This window comes from Brevibacillus massiliensis, assembly GCF_000311785.1.
Taxonomy (GTDB): domain Bacteria; phylum Bacillota; class Bacilli; order Brevibacillales; family Brevibacillaceae; genus Brevibacillus_C; species Brevibacillus_C massiliensis.
In genome coordinates this window covers 211,336-229,363 of record NZ_HE978543.1, presented here as the reverse complement: position 1 = coordinate 229,363, position 18,028 = coordinate 211,336, and the positions used below count along the sequence as shown (strand labels likewise).

Genomic DNA, 18,028 nt, shown 5'->3' with positions numbered 1-18,028 from the left:
CTTCCCGGGGTGGTAAGATTGGCTTGTTCTTGTTTGCAGGGCTGAGGAGGTTAAAACATGAATGTTGATCTTGAAAAAATCCAACAAGCGGTACGGATGATCCTCGAAGCAGTGGGAGAAAATCCGGATCGTGAAGGACTGTTAGATACACCGAAACGCGTCGCCAAGATGTACGCTGAAGTGTTTGAAGGCATGCATGTTGACGAAGAGCAGTACTTTGAGACTGTCTTTAGCGAACAGCACGAAGAGATGGTCCTGGTCAAAGATATTCCGTTTTACTCGATGTGCGAACATCATCTGGTACCTTTTTTTGGGAAGGCGCATGTTGCCTACATCCCGCGAGGCGGACGCGTCGTTGGGCTCAGCAAACTGGCACGTGCCTTGGAAGCAGTGGCAAGACGCCCGCAGCTGCAAGAGCGGATTACTTCTACGGTAGCTGATGCGATCATGAAAAAGCTGGAGCCCCACGGCGTCGTAGTTGTTGTGGAAGCAGAGCACATGTGCATGACCATGCGCGGTGTGAAGAAGCCGGGTTCCGTTACGGTAACATCCGCAGTCCGCGGGATTTTTGCGCAGGATCATGCGGCGAGGGCGGAAGTATTTAGTTTGCTCAAGGGGTAAGAAGGAAAGCCCGTGTCCGTCTCGGTGTGGAACGGGTTTTCTTGAAAAATACTATTGACAATAGCCCTGCTAATCATGTATAGTATTAATTGTCTTCAGTCGGGATGTGGCGCAGCCCGGTAGCGCGCACCCTTGGGGTGGGTGAGGTCCAGGGTTCAAATCCCTGCATTCCGACCATCTATATGATAACGAAGGGAACCCCGATCTGGGGTTCTTTTTTATAAGCAAAGCACGTGGAGAACAGGACTTGGCTTGGGCCGCGTGCTGGTTTATAATGGAATGTGGAATGTCTTAGGACAGGTTGGTGTAAACATGAACATTGATTTGCGCTTTGTCGCGGCACAAAACAAATACATACAAGGAAACGCATTCTTGAATAACACCTCTGCACTCCCGCTCGATCAATCGTTTGCTGACCTGCTCGACGCTCAGCTGGCGGCTGGCGGCCGGATTATTTCAGCGGAACAGGTGCTCGCCGAACTGGACGGAAGGTATGAGGGGAAGAGTACCTATCCCGCCAATCATCAGGATATTTTGGCGATGATCGAACGAACGGCCTCGCGGTTCGGGGTAGACAGCGGGCTGGTTCGGGAAGTGGTTCGGGCCGAATCCAATTTTAATCCCTCAGCCGTCTCCCGCGCCGGTGCAAAGGGCTTGATGCAGTTGATGGATGCCACGGCCAGGTCTCTTCAGGTTCGCGATGCATTCGACCCGCAGCAGAACCTCTCGGGCGGTGTACGTTATTTGCGCGATCTGCTGCAAAGATATGACGGCAATGTAAAAGTTGCGCTGGCTGCCTACAATGCCGGACCAGGCCGGGTCGATCGCATGGGGATCGCCACGGATAGCGACTTTGACCGCAAGGCGGGAGAACTGCCTGCCGAGACCCGGAAGTACGTGGCGGAGATTATGGATCGGCTGGCGATACAGGCCGGGCAACCCGGGGAACAGCCGTAAGTTCATCTGAATGCAGGCCCAGGATAAGGAGGATTTCAGTGGATTATCGCAACGGAATTTCGCAGGATTTCTTTGTCATCAAGGCGAAAGAAAACGGAGTTCACGTCATCGGCTTGACCCGAGGGATGGATACGCGGTTTCATCATACGGAGAAGCTGGACAAAGGCGAGGTGATGCTCGCCCAGTTTACCGAACATACTTCTGCGATCAAGGTGCGCGGTAAGGCTCTCATCCTCACCCGGCACGGCACGATTGATACGGAAGAATAGGACTGAAAAGGTTCGATTGCAGGCATAGCCTGCTTTTTTCTTTTGTACAATGGTGGGGAGGAGGGATGTCTATGCCCCGCAAGCTGGTGGCTGCAGTTATGGTTTCCGCTTTTCTTGCCCTGATGCTCTCGTTTGTTCCTGCCTTGACAAGGGAAAAATACGGTTTGGTGCTGCCGACGATGCGTGAGGTGACGCCAATCGTCGTAACCGAACAAAATCTGGTCGATTTGTTTACATTGACTCCAACTCATTATAATATTAAGCGTGTAAAGTGGGAGAATCATTCGCTTTACGTCGATTTTTACGTTACCCCTGCCCAATCGATTGAAGAGGCGTCACTGTACCAGGATTTTTACACACTGGCATACCATTCCTTCTCCCTGACGCGAAATGTCGACAATCTGTTTTTTCGGCTGTTGGAAGAGGGTATCTCCGGCAGGTCCAGAGTGCTTCTGGCTATCTCCGCAGAGCGGTCGAATCAATCCCGCGCCTACCCCGCTCCCGAACGGATCGACGACATAACCTCGTTTGTCCAAAAGAACTTTCCCGTTCGAGAAGAACCGGGGTTTGCAGAGAAACTTAGTCCCTAGACCAAAATTATGATATACTCAAGGATGATTGCTTATAAGAAAAGCTTTTTTTGTGAAGCTTTTCTCATTGGAGGAAGCCTGATGAATCGAGATGTAACACCTTTTTCCGATGAGATCCGGGAGATCGCCGAACGGATTCATCACATGATTTCGCAGCCATTTGTTCGGCAATACGTCGATATGCCCGCCATGGCGGAAAATCGGTTGGCATTGCTATACTTTTGTTTGCTTGAAAACGGCTTGGAAAAAGAGCGGGCAAAGCGGCTGACCATTAGTGCTGGGCTGATGCAGGTGGGGCTGGATACCCATGAACTGGTAAAGCTCACGTATGAAAGCACCATATTGGACGAGCGAACGAGGCAGCTCACCGTACTTGCAGGCGATTACTGCAGCAGCCAGTATTACTATCTGTTGGCCGAAGCGGGAGAAATCGAACCGATTCGGATTTTTTCTCATGCGATTCAGCAGATTAATGAAGCGAAGATGCAGCTTCACGTATCCGAGAAGGACAACAAGCTCTCCTGGGAAGCGTATCTCTCCCTGCGCCAAACGATTGATACGGCGCTGTATGTAGGGGTGGTCAAACACTTTACGCCGATAGAAGAAGAGCGCCGTTTTTGGGTTTCCCTCTTTGAGGAGACTTCTGCTGTCGAGCGGATTATCGGCGAGTGGGAACAGCTGCAATGGCAGAAGCAAATCCCTTCCGGATTGTCAAGATTGCTGCAAAAGCCGGGTTTGACCCTGGCAAATCTGCTGGATTTTGTCGAGGCGCGGACGAACGAACTAATCGGCGTATGTGAACAATTGGTTTGCAGTCTTTACCCGAATGAGAAACAGCCGCTTCTCAGCTGGGTAACTTCTCGCTACTCGCACCGATTGAATCGCTTAAAACGCGTAGTTGAGGAGATGTAGGGAGCGTGAACAAAGAACAGATGGAACAAAAGGCCAGGTACGTTCACAATGTGTTTGAAAGTATCGCCGATGAATACGACCGCATGAACAATGTGATCAGCTTCGGAAGCCACGTCGCCTGGCGGAATTACACCATGCAAAAGCTGCAGGTAAAGCCTGGACAAGCCGCAATTGACATCGCCTGCGGGACATGTGACTGGACGATCAGCTTGGCTCGCGCCGTCGGGCGGGAGGGAAGGGTCGTCGGCCTTGACTTCAGCAAAAAAATGCTCGAGGTTGGCGAATACAAGATTGCCAATGCTGGAGTCGGAGATGTGGTTACGCTCGTCAATGCAGACGCGATGAGTCTGCCGTACGAAGACAACAGCTTCGATGTGGCGACGATCGGTTTTGCTTTGCGCAATGTTCCTGATATTCAAACAGTCCTGGGCGAGATGGCGAGAGTGGTCAAGCCGGGTGGAAAGGTGGTATCGTTGGAAGTGTCCAAACCCCCATTTCTGCCGTACCGTCAGCTCTTTTACTTTTACTTTTACAAGATCTTGCCGGTGATCGCCAAATTGATCGTAAACAAGTATGAGGAATACGCATGGCTGCCGCAGTCGCTGACCCACTTTCCCGACAGCAAGGAACTCGCTTTGATGTTTAAGAAGGCGGGGCTTGATCCGGTGCAGGTCAAGCTGTTTATGGGGGGCGTGGCAGCGCTCCACATCGGAATCAAACGCTCGTGATCGCCTCCCATTCAGCCAAGGGCCTGTTGCCTGCTGCAGGATGCAGCATTCATGTTTTCGTGCAGAACTTCAAGACTCTTTCACCAATAGTAAACAGTGCGTAGATCGGAAGTGCTTAAGATGGTACTGCAAAAAGTGAAGATCATATTGGAAATGATTAAATTCGAACATAGTATCTTTGCCCTGCCCTTTGCCTTTATGGGGGCCGTTCTGGGAAGCATTGTCGTGGAGCATGCCTGGCCGACCTGGAGCGAAATTCTCTGGGTCACGGTGGCGATGGTCGGGGCGAGGAGCGCCGCAATGTCGCTCAACCGCCTGATCGATCGATTCATCGACGCGAAAAACCCGCGAACGGCGACGAGAGCGATTCCCGCAGGGCTGATTTCCGTATCGGAAGTACTTATTTTTATCATCGTCTCATTTGCCCTGCTGTTTTTGGCAGCCTCCCAACTGAACATGCTGGCGGTAAAACTGCTGCCGCTTGCCGTGTTGGTGCTGATTGTTTATTCGTATACGAAGCGCTTTACCTGGTTGTGCCACTTCGTGCTTGGCGCGGCGATTGGCCTCGGACCGCTGGGCGGATGGGTCGCTACCACCGGACAGATCGACGCAACAGCGATGCTGCTGTTTTTCTCGGTGATGCTGTGGACAGCCGGATTTGACATCATTTACGCCTGCCAGGACGCGGACTTTGACGTCCGCGAAGGCCTTTTTTCGATCCCGAGCCGCTTCGGTGTCGCCAATGGCTTGATCATTGCGAGGCTCTGCCATACGCTGACCGTGATCGGCTTTTTTACGCTTTACTTCATCTCGGATTTGTCCATTTGGTTCCTCATCGGAGTGATTGTCTCGGCTGTGATCCTGATCTATGAACACAGCCTGGTCAAACCGACGGACTTGTCGAAGCTGAATGTCGCTTTCTTTAACATGAACGGCATTCTCAGCGTTGTCATGTTCGCATTTACGATGATAGATTTGGTGATGTCATGAATAAAAAACAGCTGGCAGTAGGGATTACAGGGGCAAGCGGAGCGATTTACGGAGTGCGCTTTGTGCAGGAACTGCTCAAGGCGGGACACACGGTTCACTTGATGATTACGGAAGCTGGCTGGCAGGTCTTTCGCGACGAGTTGGAGTGGGCAGCAGATGACCGGGAAACGTTGCTTGCGGAAAAACTGCAGCAGAATTTTCCCGGCCGCCTGCACTATTGGACTTTGCGCGATTTTTCTTGTCCGGCGGCAAGCGGCTCCCATCGCGGCGACGGAATGATCATCATCCCGTGTTCGATGGGGACGCTGTCAGGAATTGCCAACGGGGCTTCCGGCAACCTGATGGAACGGGCGGCAGACGTAGCGCTGAAGGAAGGGCGAAAACTGGTTATCGTCCCCCGGGAGACACCGCTGAATGCGATCCACCTGGAGAACATGCTGCGGCTTGCCCGGATCGGCGCGAGAATATTGCCGGCGATGCCGGGTTATTACCACAAGCCGCAGACGATGGACGATCTGATCAATTTTGTTGTCGGGAAAGCGCTGGATGCGTTTGATATCCCGCATACACTATTTCAACGCTGGGGGAGTCAACATGAAGACTAAGACACTTACGATTGGACAAATTCGCTACACGAATACACTCCCTGTCTACTTTTACTTTGACCAGCGCCGTTTTGAAGATCAGGTAGAATTTGTACAGCAAGTGCCGGCTCAATTGAACCAGGCGATGGCGGCGGGAAGAATCGACGTCGGCCCGATTTCTGCCTTCAGCTACGCGCAGCACGAGCAGCAGTACCTGGTGCTGCCGCATCTGTCCGTGAGCGCCTATCGCAAGGTGCGTTCGATCTACCTGTTTTCCAGGCAGCCGATTGAGCAGCTTGACGGGGCTCGTATCGCGTTGACAAACACGTCAGCGACCTCGGTCAACTTGCTCAAGATCATCCTGGAAAAGTTTATGGGGTTCCACGTCACCTATAATACGATGGAGCCAAAGCTGTCACTGATGATGGAACAGGCGGACGCCGCTCTGTTAATCGGGGACGACGCCCTGCTTGCCTATCGCGCCAACAAAGAGTACCATGTATATGACCTGGCCGACCTTTGGCATCAGCATACCGGCTATTCGATGACGTTTGCCTTGTGGACGGTGCGCAAGCAGGCTATCCTACAGCAGGAAGCACTGCTGAAAGAGATTTACGCCGCCTTCTTGGACAGCAAGGAAAAAAGTCTTCGCGACTTGACGCCGCTGGTCGCCCATGTCAAAGAGCAGATTGGCGGCGAGGCGGCGGATTGGTACGAGTATTTCAGCGGATTGCAGTACGATTTTTCACCGAAACATCAGGAGGGGCTGGAATACTATTTTGCCCAGGCGGCCGAAATGGATCTTCTGCCGACTGCGGTAAAGGTGAAGGTATGGGATTTGGGATCGATAGCAGCTACTAATACGTTAATGAATTAGGTGGAACGGATGAACCTCGTCGATATTTATTTACAGTTAAAGGGCGATGTGCAGTACATCGAGAAAGAATTGGAGCGGGCGATTGACACCGGGCTGCGGGACTTGTATCAGACGTCCACGCATCTCTTGAAGGCAGGTGGCAAACGGATACGGCCCGTCTTTGTTTTGCTTGGCGGCAAATGGGGGAACTACGATCTGGAGGTTTTGAAGAAAGTGGCCGTACCCCTGGAGTTGATCCACATGGCCTCGCTCGTTCACGACGACGTCATCGACGATGCCGACAAACGGCGCGGCCGCGATACCGTAAAAGCGAAGTGGGACAACCGCATCGCGATGTACACGGGGGACTATATTTTTGCCAGGGCGCTGGCGATTACGGCAGAGCTGCCCAATCCGAAAATACACCAGATCCTGTCAAAGGCGATTTTGGAGATGACCAAAGGCGAGATCGAGCAGGTGCGGGCTTTGGGCAACTGGAATCAAGGCCTTCGCCACTACTTGCGGCGAATTAAGCGAAAGACGGCCCTGTTGATCGCCATCAGCTGCCAGCTCGGAGCGATTGCCTGCGAGGCCAGCGAGAAGCTGGTGAGACAGATGTACCTGTACGGGTACAACGTCGGCATGGCTTTCCAGATAACCGATGACATCCTCGATTTTACCGGTACGGAGAAGCAATTGGGGAAACCCGCGGGAAGCGATTTGCGCCAGGGCAATATCACCTTGCCCGCGCTGTACGAAGCCTACTGCGGAGCGAATCAGCGGCAGCTGCAGGCGTGGATCAGGCAGGAGAGGCTACTTGAGCACATCGACGAATCCATCGAACTGATCAGACGCGGCGAAGGCATCGAATACGCCCGCCGGCTGGGGGAGCGTTACCTGAACCGGGCCCGCGCTGTCATCGGGGACCTGCCTGACAACTCGACGAAAAAGTCGCTCATCGAGATCGCAGGCTTTATTGGCGAGCGCAAGTTTTAACCGCCGGCAGGTTGCTTGTCTGGGCAATCTTTGATAAAATTTTCGTTGGTGTGATCACTTAAATACATAGCTTTGATGGAGGCAGCACATGGAGAAAACATTTATTATGGTAAAACCGGATGGTGTACAGCGCAATTTGATCGGAGAGATCGTCTCCCGATTTGAGGCAAAAGGCTTTACACTGGTTGGAGCAAAACTGATGCAGGTCAGCCGCGAACTGGCAGAGAAGCATTACGCGGAGCACAAGGAACGCCCGTTCTTTGGCGAACTCGTGGACTTCATCACTTCCGGTCCGGTATTTGCAATGGTCTGGCAGGGCAACAACGTAATCAGCACGGCCCGCAACATGATGGGAAAAACCAATCCTGCGGATGCGGCTCCAGGCACCATTCGCGGCGATTTTGCCGTAAGCGTAGGCATGAACATCATCCATGGATCCGATTCGCCCGAGAGCGCTGCCCGTGAGATCGGTCTGTGGTTCTCTGAATCCGAAGTCGTTTCGTTCGAAAAAACGATCCAACGCTGGGTTTAAAGACATCCAAAACGGGAAAAAGGCTCCAGGAGGGCCTTTTTCTTTTGCCTGGAAACAGCTGACCCAGCACCTGTAAGGAGGCTCATCAGATGGATGATCTCGATTTTATTCAATTCATTGCCAACATTAAAAAAAAGACGGGCATCGATTTGGCGTTATATAAGGAAGCCCAGATGAAACGGCGCCTGACCAGCCTGAGAGTGAAGCGCGGTTTTTCCAGCTTCGCCGATTACTTTCAGGCTCTCAGCCAGGATTCCGATCTGTTTGCAGAATTTCTCGACCGCATGACGATCAACGTATCGGAGTTTTTTCGCAATTATGCCCGCTGGGAAGTGCTGGCCAATAAAATTTTGCCGCGCCTGTACCGCGAGTCAAGCAAGCTAAGGTGCTGGAGCGCCGCCTGCTCCACCGGAGAGGAGCCGTATACACTGGCTATGCTGATGCTCCGCGAGCGGCACAGCTTCAGGGACTTCAGCATCATGGCCACGGATATCGACGAAGGGGCGATCGCCAAGGCGAAGCGGGGGATCTACCTGGAACGGTCCCTGCAGGAGTGCCCCAAGGAATTGGTCCAGTCGTACTTTCGCAAAGACGGGATAACTTATCAGATTTCTCCAGAGATTGTGAATGCGGTCACCTTCAAAAAACACAACCTCTTGGCGGATCCGTTTGACAGCGGGTTTGACTTGATCATTTGCCGCAACGTCATGATTTACTTTACCGATGAAGCGAAGCACGAGCTGTACCACAAGTTCAGCAAGGCGCTGCGGCCGGGAGGGACGCTCTTCGTCGGCAGCACCGAACAAATTTTTCAACCCCAGCAGTACCAATTCGAGTCAGAAGACACGTTTTTCTACCGAAAATTGAAATAGAACAGGAAAAACAAGTATACTTTCCCGGGAATTTTTTCAAAATAGGAATAATAAGTTTCTGGGAGGATGTTCATGGATAAACGCAAAGTCATTGAAGCCTACCGTCGGGGACTGATTACTTTACAGGAATGCGGCCAAATCCTGGGGACGGAAGAGACACAGCTGGACGATCTGATCGCTGGCAGCCACCCTTACCGCCCGCTGTCTAAAGACCGCATGCTTGTTGTAGATAATGGTTAATTGTTTCAACCGACCGCACATCTTCGGGAAGACCCGATCGATGTGTTTCTCGCCGGCTTCTCCGTGATGGAGAAGCTTTAATTTTTGGGAGGATGGGTTTCCTTCCCTGTAAGGGTATGATATTATATCGCTTAAAAGTGCTAAAGGGTAGGAGGAGAAAGAGATGAGATATCTAACAGCAGGAGAGTCGCATGGTCCGCAGCTGACCGCGATCATCGAAGGGATTCCAAGCAACCTGCCCATCTCGATTGAAAAGATCAATGAGCAGTTGGCACGCAGACAAAAAGGACACGGCCGCGGCCGCAGAATGCAGATCGAAAAAGACCAGGTACAAGTGCTGTCCGGCGTTCGCCATGGACTGACGACAGGGGCCCCGATCACGCTCGTCGTGGAGAACAGGGACTGGACCCACTGGCAGACGATCATGAGTCCGACACCTGTGGAGGAGGGGGAAGATCGCCGTAGAGTTTCCCGTCCCCGGCCTGGACACGCCGATTTAAACGGGGCGATTAAATACCACCAGCGTGATATGCGCAACATTTTGGAAAGGTCAAGTGCCAGGGAGACGACCATCCGCGTCGCCGTCGGGGCAGTTGCCCGCCAGCTGCTGGAACAGTTCGGAATCAAGGTGGCCGGCCAGGTACTGGAGATTGGCGGAGTGAAGGCAGAGCGAGTCGACCTGCCGCTGGATGAATTGATCGCGATCACGGAAGCGTCACCGGTTCGCTGCGTTGACAAAGAGGCGGAAGCCAAGATGATCGCCGCCATTGACAAAGCCAAGGAAGAGGGTGACTCGATCGGCGGAGTCGTGGAGGTCATCGTCGAAGGCGTGCCGATCGGCCTTGGCAGCCACGTACAGTGGGACCGCAAACTGGACGGCCGGTTGGCCCAGGCAGTGATGAGCATCCAGGCGTTCAAGGGCGTAGAGATCGGGATCGGATTCAAGGCTGCGGAATTGCCGGGATCGCAGGTCCACGATGAGATCACCTGGCAGGCTGAGACCGGCTATCGGCGGCGGACCAATCGCGCCGGGGGGCTGGAGGGCGGCATGACGACAGGGATGCCGGTTGTCGTCCGGGGCGTCATGAAGCCGATTCCCACGCTGTACAAGCCGTTGATGAGTGTGGATATCGACAATAAAGAGCCGTTCAGCGCCAGCATCGAGCGCTCAGACAGCTGTGCGGTGCCCGCAGCCAGCGTCGTGGCCGAGGCCGTCGTCGCTTGGGAGATTGCCCGTGCATTATGTGAAAAGTTCGACAGCGACTCGCTGGATGACATGCTGGAAAACGTGCGAAAATACCGTGAGTATACGGAGCGATTCTAAATGGAACCACGGAAACTTACTGTTGAATTAGGGGAGCGAAGCTATCCGATCCTGATTGGCGAAGGCTTGCTGCAGCAGATTTCCGCACTGCTCGCCGAAAGGGGGGTCAGCAGCTCAAGCAAGCTGCTCGTCGTCACGGATACGAATGTCGCCAAGCATTATGTGCAGCCGCTCTGCGATCAACTGGCGGCGGGCGGCTACAAGGCCGTCCAGGCGGTAGTAGAAGCGGGGGAGCAGGCGAAGCGCCTTGCCGTCTACGAACAGGTGATGACCACCGCCATCGAAGCGGGACTGGACCGCAAATCGGTCGTCATCGCCCTGGGCGGCGGCGTAATCGGCGATCTGGCGGGATTTGTCGCGGCTACCTTTATGCGCGGCATCCCGTTTGTGCAGGTGCCGACGACACTGCTCGCTCACGACAGCTCAGTCGGCGGCAAAGTGGCTGTCAACCACCCGCTGGGGAAAAACATGATCGGCGCGTTTCATCAGCCGCTCATGGTCGTCTACGATACGGGAACACTCTCCACTCTGCCCAGGCGCGAGATCGCTGCGGGTTTTGCCGAGATCATCAAGCACGGCCTGATCGCAGATGAAGCGTTCGTCGAATGGCTGGAGCGGAATGCGGAGCCGTTAAATCGGCTGGCGCCCGACCTGCTGGCCCAGGCAATCGAACGTGGCTGCGCGATCAAAGCGAGTGTGGTCGCCGCAGATGAAACGGAGCAGGGCATGCGCGCCTGCTTAAACCTGGGACACACCTTTGGGCACGCCTTCGAATCGCTGTCGGCATACAGCGGTTTAAACCACGGAGAGGCGATTTCGATCGGGATGGTTCTGGCTGCCCGCCTGGCGGAGCGGATGGGCATGGCCGGGCAAGGTGTAGCCGATCAGACGAAACGGGTGCTTGAGCTGTACGGTCTGCCGACAAAATGGCCTGCCGGGATCGATCCGGAAGAAGTGTTAACCGCAATGGGGCGGGACAAGAAAGGCGTCGGCGGACAGCTTGTGCTGGTGCTGCCGCAAGCCATCGGAAAAGTCGAAATCGTAAGGAATGTTGATCCGGATCTGGTATTGCAGGTAATGAAAGCGGCGATGGAGGAGTAAAGTGATGAAGGTACGGGGGATAAGGGGAGCAATCACCGTTGAAAAAAACAGCGCGGAAGATATGGTTTCCGCCACTTTGGAACTGTTGAGGGAAATGATTCGGTTAAACCAGGTGGAGGCCGACGATGTGGCCAGCGTCATTTTAACGACGACACAGGATCTGGACGCCGTCTTCCCGGCCCAGGCTGCGCGACAGATACCCGGATGGGAGTACGTCCCGCTGATGTGCGCACGGGAGATACCGGTCGTCGGCAGCCTCCCTCGCTGTATCCGCGTGATGATGCATGTCAATACAGACAAGGGACAGCGCGAGATCAAGCACGTCTTTCTGCGGGAAGCGGTCAGGCTCCGTCCTGATTTGACAAATCGCGGTTGACATTCGCGGCATTCTGCTATAGAGTTGAAACTAGTTAAGTAGAGTTATGTAGACTGTATTGCAGAATCACGTTCGTTACAGCAGAGCAGAGAGTAAGCAAGAAGAGAAGAGAGTCGATGAGAAGAGAAGAGCTGAGACAGGTGTCTATTTGTACATCTAAAATCCAGGACTCTTCCTGGATTTTTTTGCTATTTTCCTTCCTTCCTCTTCTCCATTACAGGAGAGGTGTCATTTCTATGTTGTATTTTCCTTTAGATCCAAGGGCGAAACTGTCAGTATTGCGTCACTCCCTTCCCCCCGCTCGTTTGCGATCGCTGCCCATCATGGAAAGGCTCATTGACAGGTACTCGAGAAATCCATTCTTAGCCGTAGAGGAGGTATCCCCATGCTGCCAGTAACGCTGGAGAAATTGATCAAAAAGGAACATCTGGATCGTGAGACCGCCCGTGAGGCGATGGGTATGATCATGGACGGAAAAGCGACCGCCGCACAGATCGGCGCCTTTCTGGCAGCTTTGCGGATGAAAGGGGAGCAGGTCGAGGAGGTTATCGGATTTGCCCAGGCGATGCGGGAGCGGGCACTGCGGCTGCCGCTTCCCGGCGAGGGATTGATCGACGCTTGCGGAACAGGCGGCGACGGCAGCAATACGTTTAACATCTCGACAGCGGCGGCGATTGTCGCTGCGAGCGGCGGAGCGAGGATTGCCAAACACGGCAACCGCGCCGTCTCCAGCAAGAGCGGCAGCGCTGACGTGCTGGAAGCTCTGGGCATCCCGATTATGATGTCTCCGGAGACCGCGGTATCCTGCTTGGTCGAGACCAACCTTTGCTTTTTGTTTGCGCCGCTGTACCATCAGGCGATGAAACACGCGGCAGCCCCGCGAAAAGAACTGGCCGTGCGTACCGTGTTCAACCTGCTGGGGCCGCTCACCAACCCCGCGGGGGCAAAACGCCAGCTGATGGGCATCTACGATGCCAGCTTGCTGTCCGTCGTGGCCGAGGCGCTTCGCGAACTGAACGTGGAGCGGGCGCTCATCGTTGCGGGTGAGGACGGATTGGACGAATTAACCATTACAGGGAAAAGCTGGGTTACGGAACTGAAAGATGGAGAAATTCGCAGCTACGAGGTAAATCCGGAAGAGTTAGGTCTGGAGCGGCGCACGATTGATGAGATTCGCGGCGGAGACGCTGCCTACAATGCCGCAATCATCGAAGACGTATTCTCCGGAAAACGCGGCGCGGCGCGTGATATCGTCCTGCTCAATGCCGGCGCGATTCTATATCTGGCTGATCAGGCCGCGTCGATTGGCCACGGTGTCATTCGCGCAGCCGAGTTGATTGACAGTGGAGAGGTCATGAAAAAATTGAGACAGATCAGGGAGATAGCGGGAGGTTTGATGGATGCTTCATAAAATCGTGGAAAGCAAGCGGGAAGAAGTCGCCAGATTAAAGGCAAATACAGATACATTCGGATTATACCAACAAGCGAAACAAATGGCGGCCCCCCGCGGGTTTTCCCGTGCGTTGATCGAGAGCCCGCGCCCCGTCAGTGTGATCGCCGAAATTAAAAAAGCCTCGCCGTCCAAAGGGCTGATTCGCCCCGATTTCGATCCGGAGAAGCTCGCCGGCTGCTATGCTGCCGCAGGAGTGGAAGCGATGTCCGTCCTGACAGACGAGCAGTATTTCCAAGGCAGTCTTGAGTACTTGCAGCGGGTGCGGTCTGTCGTTGACGTGCCAATCCTGCGCAAAGATTTCATCATTGACGAATTGCAAATCGTCGAGGCCAGGGCGTATGGCGCCGATTGCATTCTGCTCATCGCGGCGATCCTGGATCCGCACCAATTGCGCGACTACGCCCAGGTGGCCGAGTCCTTCGGGATGGATGCTTTGGTGGAAGTCCACGATCGCGCCGAATTGGAGCAAGTGCTCGGCGTCATCAAACCGGCGCTGCTTGGCATCAACAACCGCAACTTGCGAACCTTTGACACCACCCTGAAGGTCACAGAAGAGCTCATCTCGGCTGTACCGGCCGGGATCCCGGTCGTGAGCGAGAGCGGGATCTCCACTCCTGCTGACATTGACTTCGTTCATCGGGCGGGAGCGCGGGCCGTCCTGGTGGGAGAGCATTTCATGCGGCAGGCGGATGTGACAGGGGCCGTGATCGATTTGGTTGGCAGCAAAACGGGTACAAGTCAGGAGAGTCGGCAATGACAAGAGTGAAGATCTGCGGGATCACCCGTGTTGAAACACTGGAACTGCTTGCCCGAAGCCGCGCAGACTACGTCGGCTTTGTCTTTGCCAAAAGCCGGCGACAAGTTACCGCAGAGGCGGCAGGTGAAATGCTTCGGCAAGTCCCTGAACATCCCGCCGCTGTCGGGGTGTTTGTCAATCCGACGCTGACAGAACTGGAGCGGGTGCTAAGTGTAGCCCCGCTTCAGGTCATTCAACTGCACGGCCAGGAGTCGCCTGATTTCTGTGCGAACGTGCGCAAGCGGTTTTCCCTTCAGGTCTGGAAGGCGATCAGCATCGGGGAAGGAAAAGAGCTTTCCGACGAGCTTGAGTCGTACCGTCCGCAGGTGGATGCGTTTCTGTTTGACACGCACGATCAGAAGCTGGCCGGCGGAACGGGAAAACGGTTTGCCTGGACGGAGATTCCCCGGCTGCGGAAGCTGGCGGGAGACACGCCGTTTTTTGTGGCGGGCGGCATTCACCTGGACAACCTGGGAGAGCTGCTGGAAGGTTACCGGCCGGAAGCGATTGACATTTCCAGCGGTGTGGAAACGGACGGACAAAAAGACCACGGCAAGATAACGCAACTGTTAGAAAGGGTGAGGGAGTATGACAGGCAGAGCAGGAACTGAGACATCAGTGCCCGATTCGGCAGGGCGCTACGGCCGGTTTGGCGGCAAGTACGTGCCGGAGACGCTGATGTCGGCACTGACGGAACTGGAGAGCGCGTTTGCGGAAGCAGTGAGCGACCCGCAGTTCGTATCGGAGCTGCACCACCTGCTGCAGCGCTACGCCGGCAGACCGACACCGCTCTACCACGCGCGGAGGCTGACAGAGGCGCTGGGCGGGGCGCAGATATACCTCAAGCGGGAAGATTTGAACCACACCGGTGCCCATAAGCTGAACAACGCGCTCGGACAAGGTCTCTTGGCAAAGCGGATGGGGAAGAAGAAGGTGATCGCCGAGACCGGCGCGGGCCAGCACGGCGTCGCCAGCGCGACAGTAGCGGCACAGCTCGGGCTTGAGTGCAAGGTTTTTATGGGCGAAGAAGACATCAAGCGGCAAGAGTTGAACGTCTTTCGGATGCGGCTTCTCGGCGCGGAAGTCATTCCGGCGACAACGGGCACCCGAACGCTGAAAGACGCGACCAATGAAGCGATTCGCTACTGGGTGACAAATGTGGACGAGACGTTTTACATCATCGGTTCTGTCGTCGGACCGCACCCTTATCCCTACATGGTGCGGGAATTCCAGAAGATCATCGGCGAAGAGACGCGCGAACAGATCCTGGAGCAAATCGGCCGGCTGCCGGATGAGGTGGTCGCATGTGTCGGCGGCGGCAGCAACGCGATGGGCATGTTTTATCCGTTCATCCACGACGATGTCAGGCTTCGCGGCGTAGAAGCGGCCGGTCACGGGCTGTCTACTGACAAACACGCCGCCACCCTGACACTGGGCAGGCCGGGCGTCATCCACGGTGCCTTGACCTATCTGCTGCAGGATGAGTACGGGCAGGTGCAGGAAGCGCACTCCATCTCCGCCGGACTCGACTACCCCGGCGTAGGACCGGAGCATGCCTACTTGAAGGACACGGGGCGCGTTCACTACGCATCCGTGACCGATTCGGAAGCGCTCGAGGCCCTGCAGCTGCTCTGCCGGACGGAGGGGATCATCCCCGCTTTGGAGAGTGCCCACGCTGTGGCCGAAGTCGTCAAACTGGCTCCGACGCTGCCGAAAGAGCAGGTCATCGTGATCTGTCTGTCCGGCCGCGGGGACAAAGATGTCGCGACGCTGCAAACGAGACTGGACGCCGGCGGGCAAGGGGGGACCGGAGCATGAGTGGTGTGAAGAATCGCATTGACGAACTGTTTGCCGAGCGGGAGAAAAAGCGGTTTATCCCGTTTATTACGACGGGCGATCCGTCTCTTGGTACCAGTGTCCGGCTCATCCACGCGCTTATCGAAGGCGGGGCGGACTTGATCGAGCTCGGCGTTCCCTATTCAGATCCGCTTGCCGACGGTCCGGTCATTCAACGGGCTTCCCAGCGCGCCTTGCAGGCGGGGACGACGATCCAGCACGTGCTTGAGGTGATAAAAGAGCTGCGGGATTCAGGGGTTACGATTCCGCTTGTCCTGTTCACCTATTACAACCCGGTGCTGCAGTACGGCGTCGGTCGCTTGTTTGAGCGCTTGGCTGAGTGCGGCGGGGATGGCATCATCATCCCTGACTTGCCGTATGAGGAAAATCAGGAAGCGCTGGCGGCGGCGAATCAAAACGGACTTCACCTGATCTCCCTGGTCGCGCCGACGTCTGATCAGCGGATCGCCATGATCGGCGAACAGGCGAGCGGTTTTCTCTATTGTGTCTCTTCACTCGGCGTTACGGGGACGCGCAGCGGGCTGAATTCCAACCTGGTCCCGTTCCTCAAGCGGGTGAGGTCTTGCACCAGCGTTCCGCTTGGCGTAGGGTTTGGCATTTCGACGCCGGATCAGGTGCGAGAAGTGGCCCGGCACGCTGAAGGTGTCATCGTCGGCAGCGCGATTGTCAAGGAAATCGAACGGAATCTGCCGCTTCTGGAAAAGCCGGAAACGGTGGAGGAAGGAATTGCGAAAGTAAAAACATTTGTACAAACATTATCAAGTGCGTTAAAATAACAGGAAAAACCTGTTTGGAGTGATAAGGTCATGAGACCGAAAGAGCGAATACTGGATGCACCCGTCTACCAACCGGGCAAACCGATCGATGAGGTCAAGCGGGAGTTGGGCCTGACGGAAGTGATTAAATTGGCGTCAAACGAAAATCCGTACGGCTGTTCGCCAAAAGCGAAAGCGGCAATTGCGGCGGGACTGGACGACCTGGCCGTGTACCCGGACGGGGGAAGCATGGAGCTCCGCTGGGAAGTTGCCGATTTTTTGGGCGTAAAACCGGATCAACTGATCTTTGGCAACGGGTCGGATGAGATCATTCTGATGATCGCCCGCGCCTATCTGGGGGAAGATACCAATACGGTGATGGCGACCCCGACTTTTTCCCAATATCGTTCCAATGCGATCATCGAGGGTACCGAACTGATCGAAGTGCCGCTCAAAGACGGCGTGCACGATCTGGAGGCCATGGCTGCGGCCATTAACGATAAAACCCGTGTCGTCTGGGTCTGCAATCCCAACAACCCCACCGGGACGATTGTGACGGAGGCGGAACTGACAGCGTTTCTGAAAAAGGTGCCGAGCGATGTGCTGGTCGTCATGGACGAAGCCTATTACGAGTACGTCGTCGCGCCGGAGTACCCGCAGACGATTCCCATGCTCGCGGCGCACCCCAACCTGATCATTCTGCGGACGTTCTCCAAGATATACGGTTTGGCTTCGCTCCGGGTCGGGTACGGCGTCGCTGCGGAAAAGATCATTTCCGACCTGAACCACGTCCGCGAGCCGTTCAACACAGGCAGCCTGTCTCAAGCTGCGGCGCGCGCTGCTCTGGCCGATCAGGAGTTCGTCGCAAACTGCCGGGAGAAAAACCGCCAGGGGCTGGGGCAGCTCACCGATAAGTTTGACCAGTGGGGTCTGAAGTATTACCCTTCGCAGACCAACTTTATCCTGGTCGACCTGAAGCAGGATTCCACGGAAGTGTTCAACAAGCTGCTGCGAAAAGGAATTATCGTGCGCTCAGGCAGCGCGCTCGGCTTCCCGGGATACCAGCGGATCACCGTCGGAACGGCGGAGCAGAACGAAAAGCTGTTGGCCGCTTTGGAAGAAGTCGTCACGGAAGCGATGCCGCAATAATCCTGCCTGCAGATGACAGCTATGATTTCTGAACGGATTACACTACCAATTCTGGAAAGAGGAACGTGGA

The 18,028-nt window shown here is 55.1% G+C and carries 22 protein-coding genes and 1 tRNA gene; all 23 read left to right on the top strand.

The window, feature by feature from the left end; all coding sequences use genetic code 11:
- The first annotated feature begins 57 nt into the window (after positions 1-57).
- The 23 genes from folE (at position 58) to hisC (ending at position 17,958) form a co-directional block, all read left to right on the top strand.
- Positions 58-621 (top strand): GTP cyclohydrolase I FolE, encoded by a 564-nt coding sequence (folE, locus tag HGBM_RS17920; RefSeq protein WP_019122461.1) that lies wholly within the window; start codon positions 58-60, stop codon positions 619-621.
- A 100-nt stretch (positions 622-721) separates the two neighbouring features.
- Positions 722-798: transfer RNA gene (locus tag HGBM_RS17915), tRNA-Pro, on the top strand.
- 135 nt (positions 799-933) lie between these two features.
- The gene (locus HGBM_RS17910) at positions 934-1,578 is read left to right on the top strand and encodes a lytic transglycosylase domain-containing protein (RefSeq protein WP_019122460.1); all 645 of its coding nucleotides are present in this window, start codon (positions 934-936) and stop codon (positions 1,576-1,578) included.
- A 38-nt stretch (positions 1,579-1,616) separates the two neighbouring features.
- A complete protein-coding gene (gene mtrB, locus HGBM_RS17905; protein WP_019122459.1) occupies positions 1,617-1,847 on the top strand; it encodes a trp RNA-binding attenuation protein MtrB in 231 nt (76 codons plus the stop codon).
- 71 nt (positions 1,848-1,918) lie between these two features.
- Positions 1,919-2,437 (top strand): hypothetical protein, encoded by a 519-nt coding sequence (locus HGBM_RS17900; RefSeq protein WP_019122458.1) that lies wholly within the window; start codon positions 1,919-1,921, stop codon positions 2,435-2,437.
- Positions 2,438-2,518: 81 nt separating this feature from the next.
- Entirely contained in the window at positions 2,519-3,349 is an 831-nt protein-coding gene (locus HGBM_RS17895) for a heptaprenyl diphosphate synthase component 1 (protein WP_019122457.1), read from the top strand.
- 5 nt (positions 3,350-3,354) lie between these two features.
- On the top strand, positions 3,355-4,077 hold the full coding sequence (locus HGBM_RS17890) for a demethylmenaquinone methyltransferase (protein ID WP_019122456.1): 723 nt from the start codon (positions 3,355-3,357) through the stop codon (positions 4,075-4,077).
- A gap of 120 nt (positions 4,078-4,197) precedes the next feature.
- Positions 4,198-5,067, top strand: coding sequence for a UbiA-like polyprenyltransferase (locus HGBM_RS17885; RefSeq protein WP_019122455.1), 870 nt, complete (start codon positions 4,198-4,200; stop codon positions 5,065-5,067).
- Positions 5,064-5,672, top strand: a complete 609-nt coding sequence (locus HGBM_RS17880) for a UbiX family flavin prenyltransferase (RefSeq protein ID WP_019122454.1) — start codon at positions 5,064-5,066, stop codon at positions 5,670-5,672. Before HGBM_RS17885 ends, HGBM_RS17880 begins: the two co-directional genes overlap by 4 nt.
- The gene (locus tag HGBM_RS17875; protein ID WP_019122453.1) at positions 5,662-6,528 is read left to right on the top strand and encodes a menaquinone biosynthetic enzyme MqnA/MqnD family protein; all 867 of its coding nucleotides are present in this window, start codon (positions 5,662-5,664) and stop codon (positions 6,526-6,528) included. The genes HGBM_RS17880 and HGBM_RS17875 overlap by 11 nt, the downstream gene beginning before the upstream one ends.
- 9 nt (positions 6,529-6,537) lie before the next feature.
- Complete coding sequence (locus HGBM_RS17870; RefSeq protein ID WP_019122452.1) at positions 6,538-7,503, top strand: polyprenyl synthetase family protein; 966 nt, start codon at positions 6,538-6,540, stop codon at positions 7,501-7,503.
- 88 nt (positions 7,504-7,591) lie between these two features.
- Positions 7,592-8,035: a nucleoside-diphosphate kinase gene (gene ndk / locus HGBM_RS17865; RefSeq protein ID WP_019122451.1), complete on the top strand. Its 444-nt coding sequence runs from the start codon at positions 7,592-7,594 to the stop codon at positions 8,033-8,035.
- An 89-nt stretch (positions 8,036-8,124) separates the two neighbouring features.
- On the top strand, positions 8,125-8,907 hold the full coding sequence (locus tag HGBM_RS17860; protein ID WP_019122450.1) for a CheR family methyltransferase: 783 nt from the start codon (positions 8,125-8,127) through the stop codon (positions 8,905-8,907).
- A gap of 72 nt (positions 8,908-8,979) precedes the next feature.
- Complete coding sequence (locus HGBM_RS31125) at positions 8,980-9,147, top strand: hypothetical protein (RefSeq protein WP_019122449.1); 168 nt, start codon at positions 8,980-8,982, stop codon at positions 9,145-9,147.
- 163 nt (positions 9,148-9,310) lie between these two features.
- The gene (aroC, locus tag HGBM_RS17850) at positions 9,311-10,471 is read left to right on the top strand and encodes a chorismate synthase (protein WP_019122448.1); all 1,161 of its coding nucleotides are present in this window, start codon (positions 9,311-9,313) and stop codon (positions 10,469-10,471) included.
- The gene (aroB, locus tag HGBM_RS17845; RefSeq protein ID WP_019122447.1) at positions 10,472-11,572 is read left to right on the top strand and encodes a 3-dehydroquinate synthase; all 1,101 of its coding nucleotides are present in this window, start codon (positions 10,472-10,474) and stop codon (positions 11,570-11,572) included.
- Between the two features lie 4 nt (positions 11,573-11,576).
- Positions 11,577-11,948 carry a chorismate mutase gene (gene aroH / locus HGBM_RS17840; protein WP_019122446.1) on the top strand — a complete coding sequence of 124 codons (372 nt, stop codon included), beginning with the start codon at positions 11,577-11,579 and terminating at the stop codon, positions 11,946-11,948.
- 385 nt (positions 11,949-12,333) lie between these two features.
- On the top strand, positions 12,334-13,359 hold the full coding sequence (trpD, locus tag HGBM_RS17835; protein ID WP_019122445.1) for an anthranilate phosphoribosyltransferase: 1,026 nt from the start codon (positions 12,334-12,336) through the stop codon (positions 13,357-13,359).
- A complete protein-coding gene (trpC, locus tag HGBM_RS17830) occupies positions 13,349-14,158 on the top strand; it encodes an indole-3-glycerol phosphate synthase TrpC (protein ID WP_019122444.1) in 810 nt (269 codons plus the stop codon). Before trpD ends, trpC begins: the two co-directional genes overlap by 11 nt.
- Positions 14,155-14,808, top strand: a complete 654-nt coding sequence (locus HGBM_RS17825) for a phosphoribosylanthranilate isomerase (protein ID WP_019122443.1) — start codon at positions 14,155-14,157, stop codon at positions 14,806-14,808. Before trpC ends, HGBM_RS17825 begins: the two co-directional genes overlap by 4 nt.
- Positions 14,786-16,015 carry a tryptophan synthase subunit beta gene (trpB, locus tag HGBM_RS17820; protein ID WP_019122442.1) on the top strand — a complete coding sequence of 410 codons (1,230 nt, stop codon included), beginning with the start codon at positions 14,786-14,788 and terminating at the stop codon, positions 16,013-16,015. Before HGBM_RS17825 ends, trpB begins: the two co-directional genes overlap by 23 nt.
- Positions 16,012-16,830: a tryptophan synthase subunit alpha gene (gene trpA, locus HGBM_RS17815; protein WP_019122441.1), complete on the top strand. Its 819-nt coding sequence runs from the start codon at positions 16,012-16,014 to the stop codon at positions 16,828-16,830. Before trpB ends, trpA begins: the two co-directional genes overlap by 4 nt.
- 30 nt (positions 16,831-16,860) lie before the next feature.
- Complete coding sequence (gene hisC, locus HGBM_RS17810; RefSeq protein ID WP_019122440.1) at positions 16,861-17,958, top strand: histidinol-phosphate transaminase; 1,098 nt, start codon at positions 16,861-16,863, stop codon at positions 17,956-17,958.
- Positions 17,959-18,028: the final 70 nt, after the last annotated feature.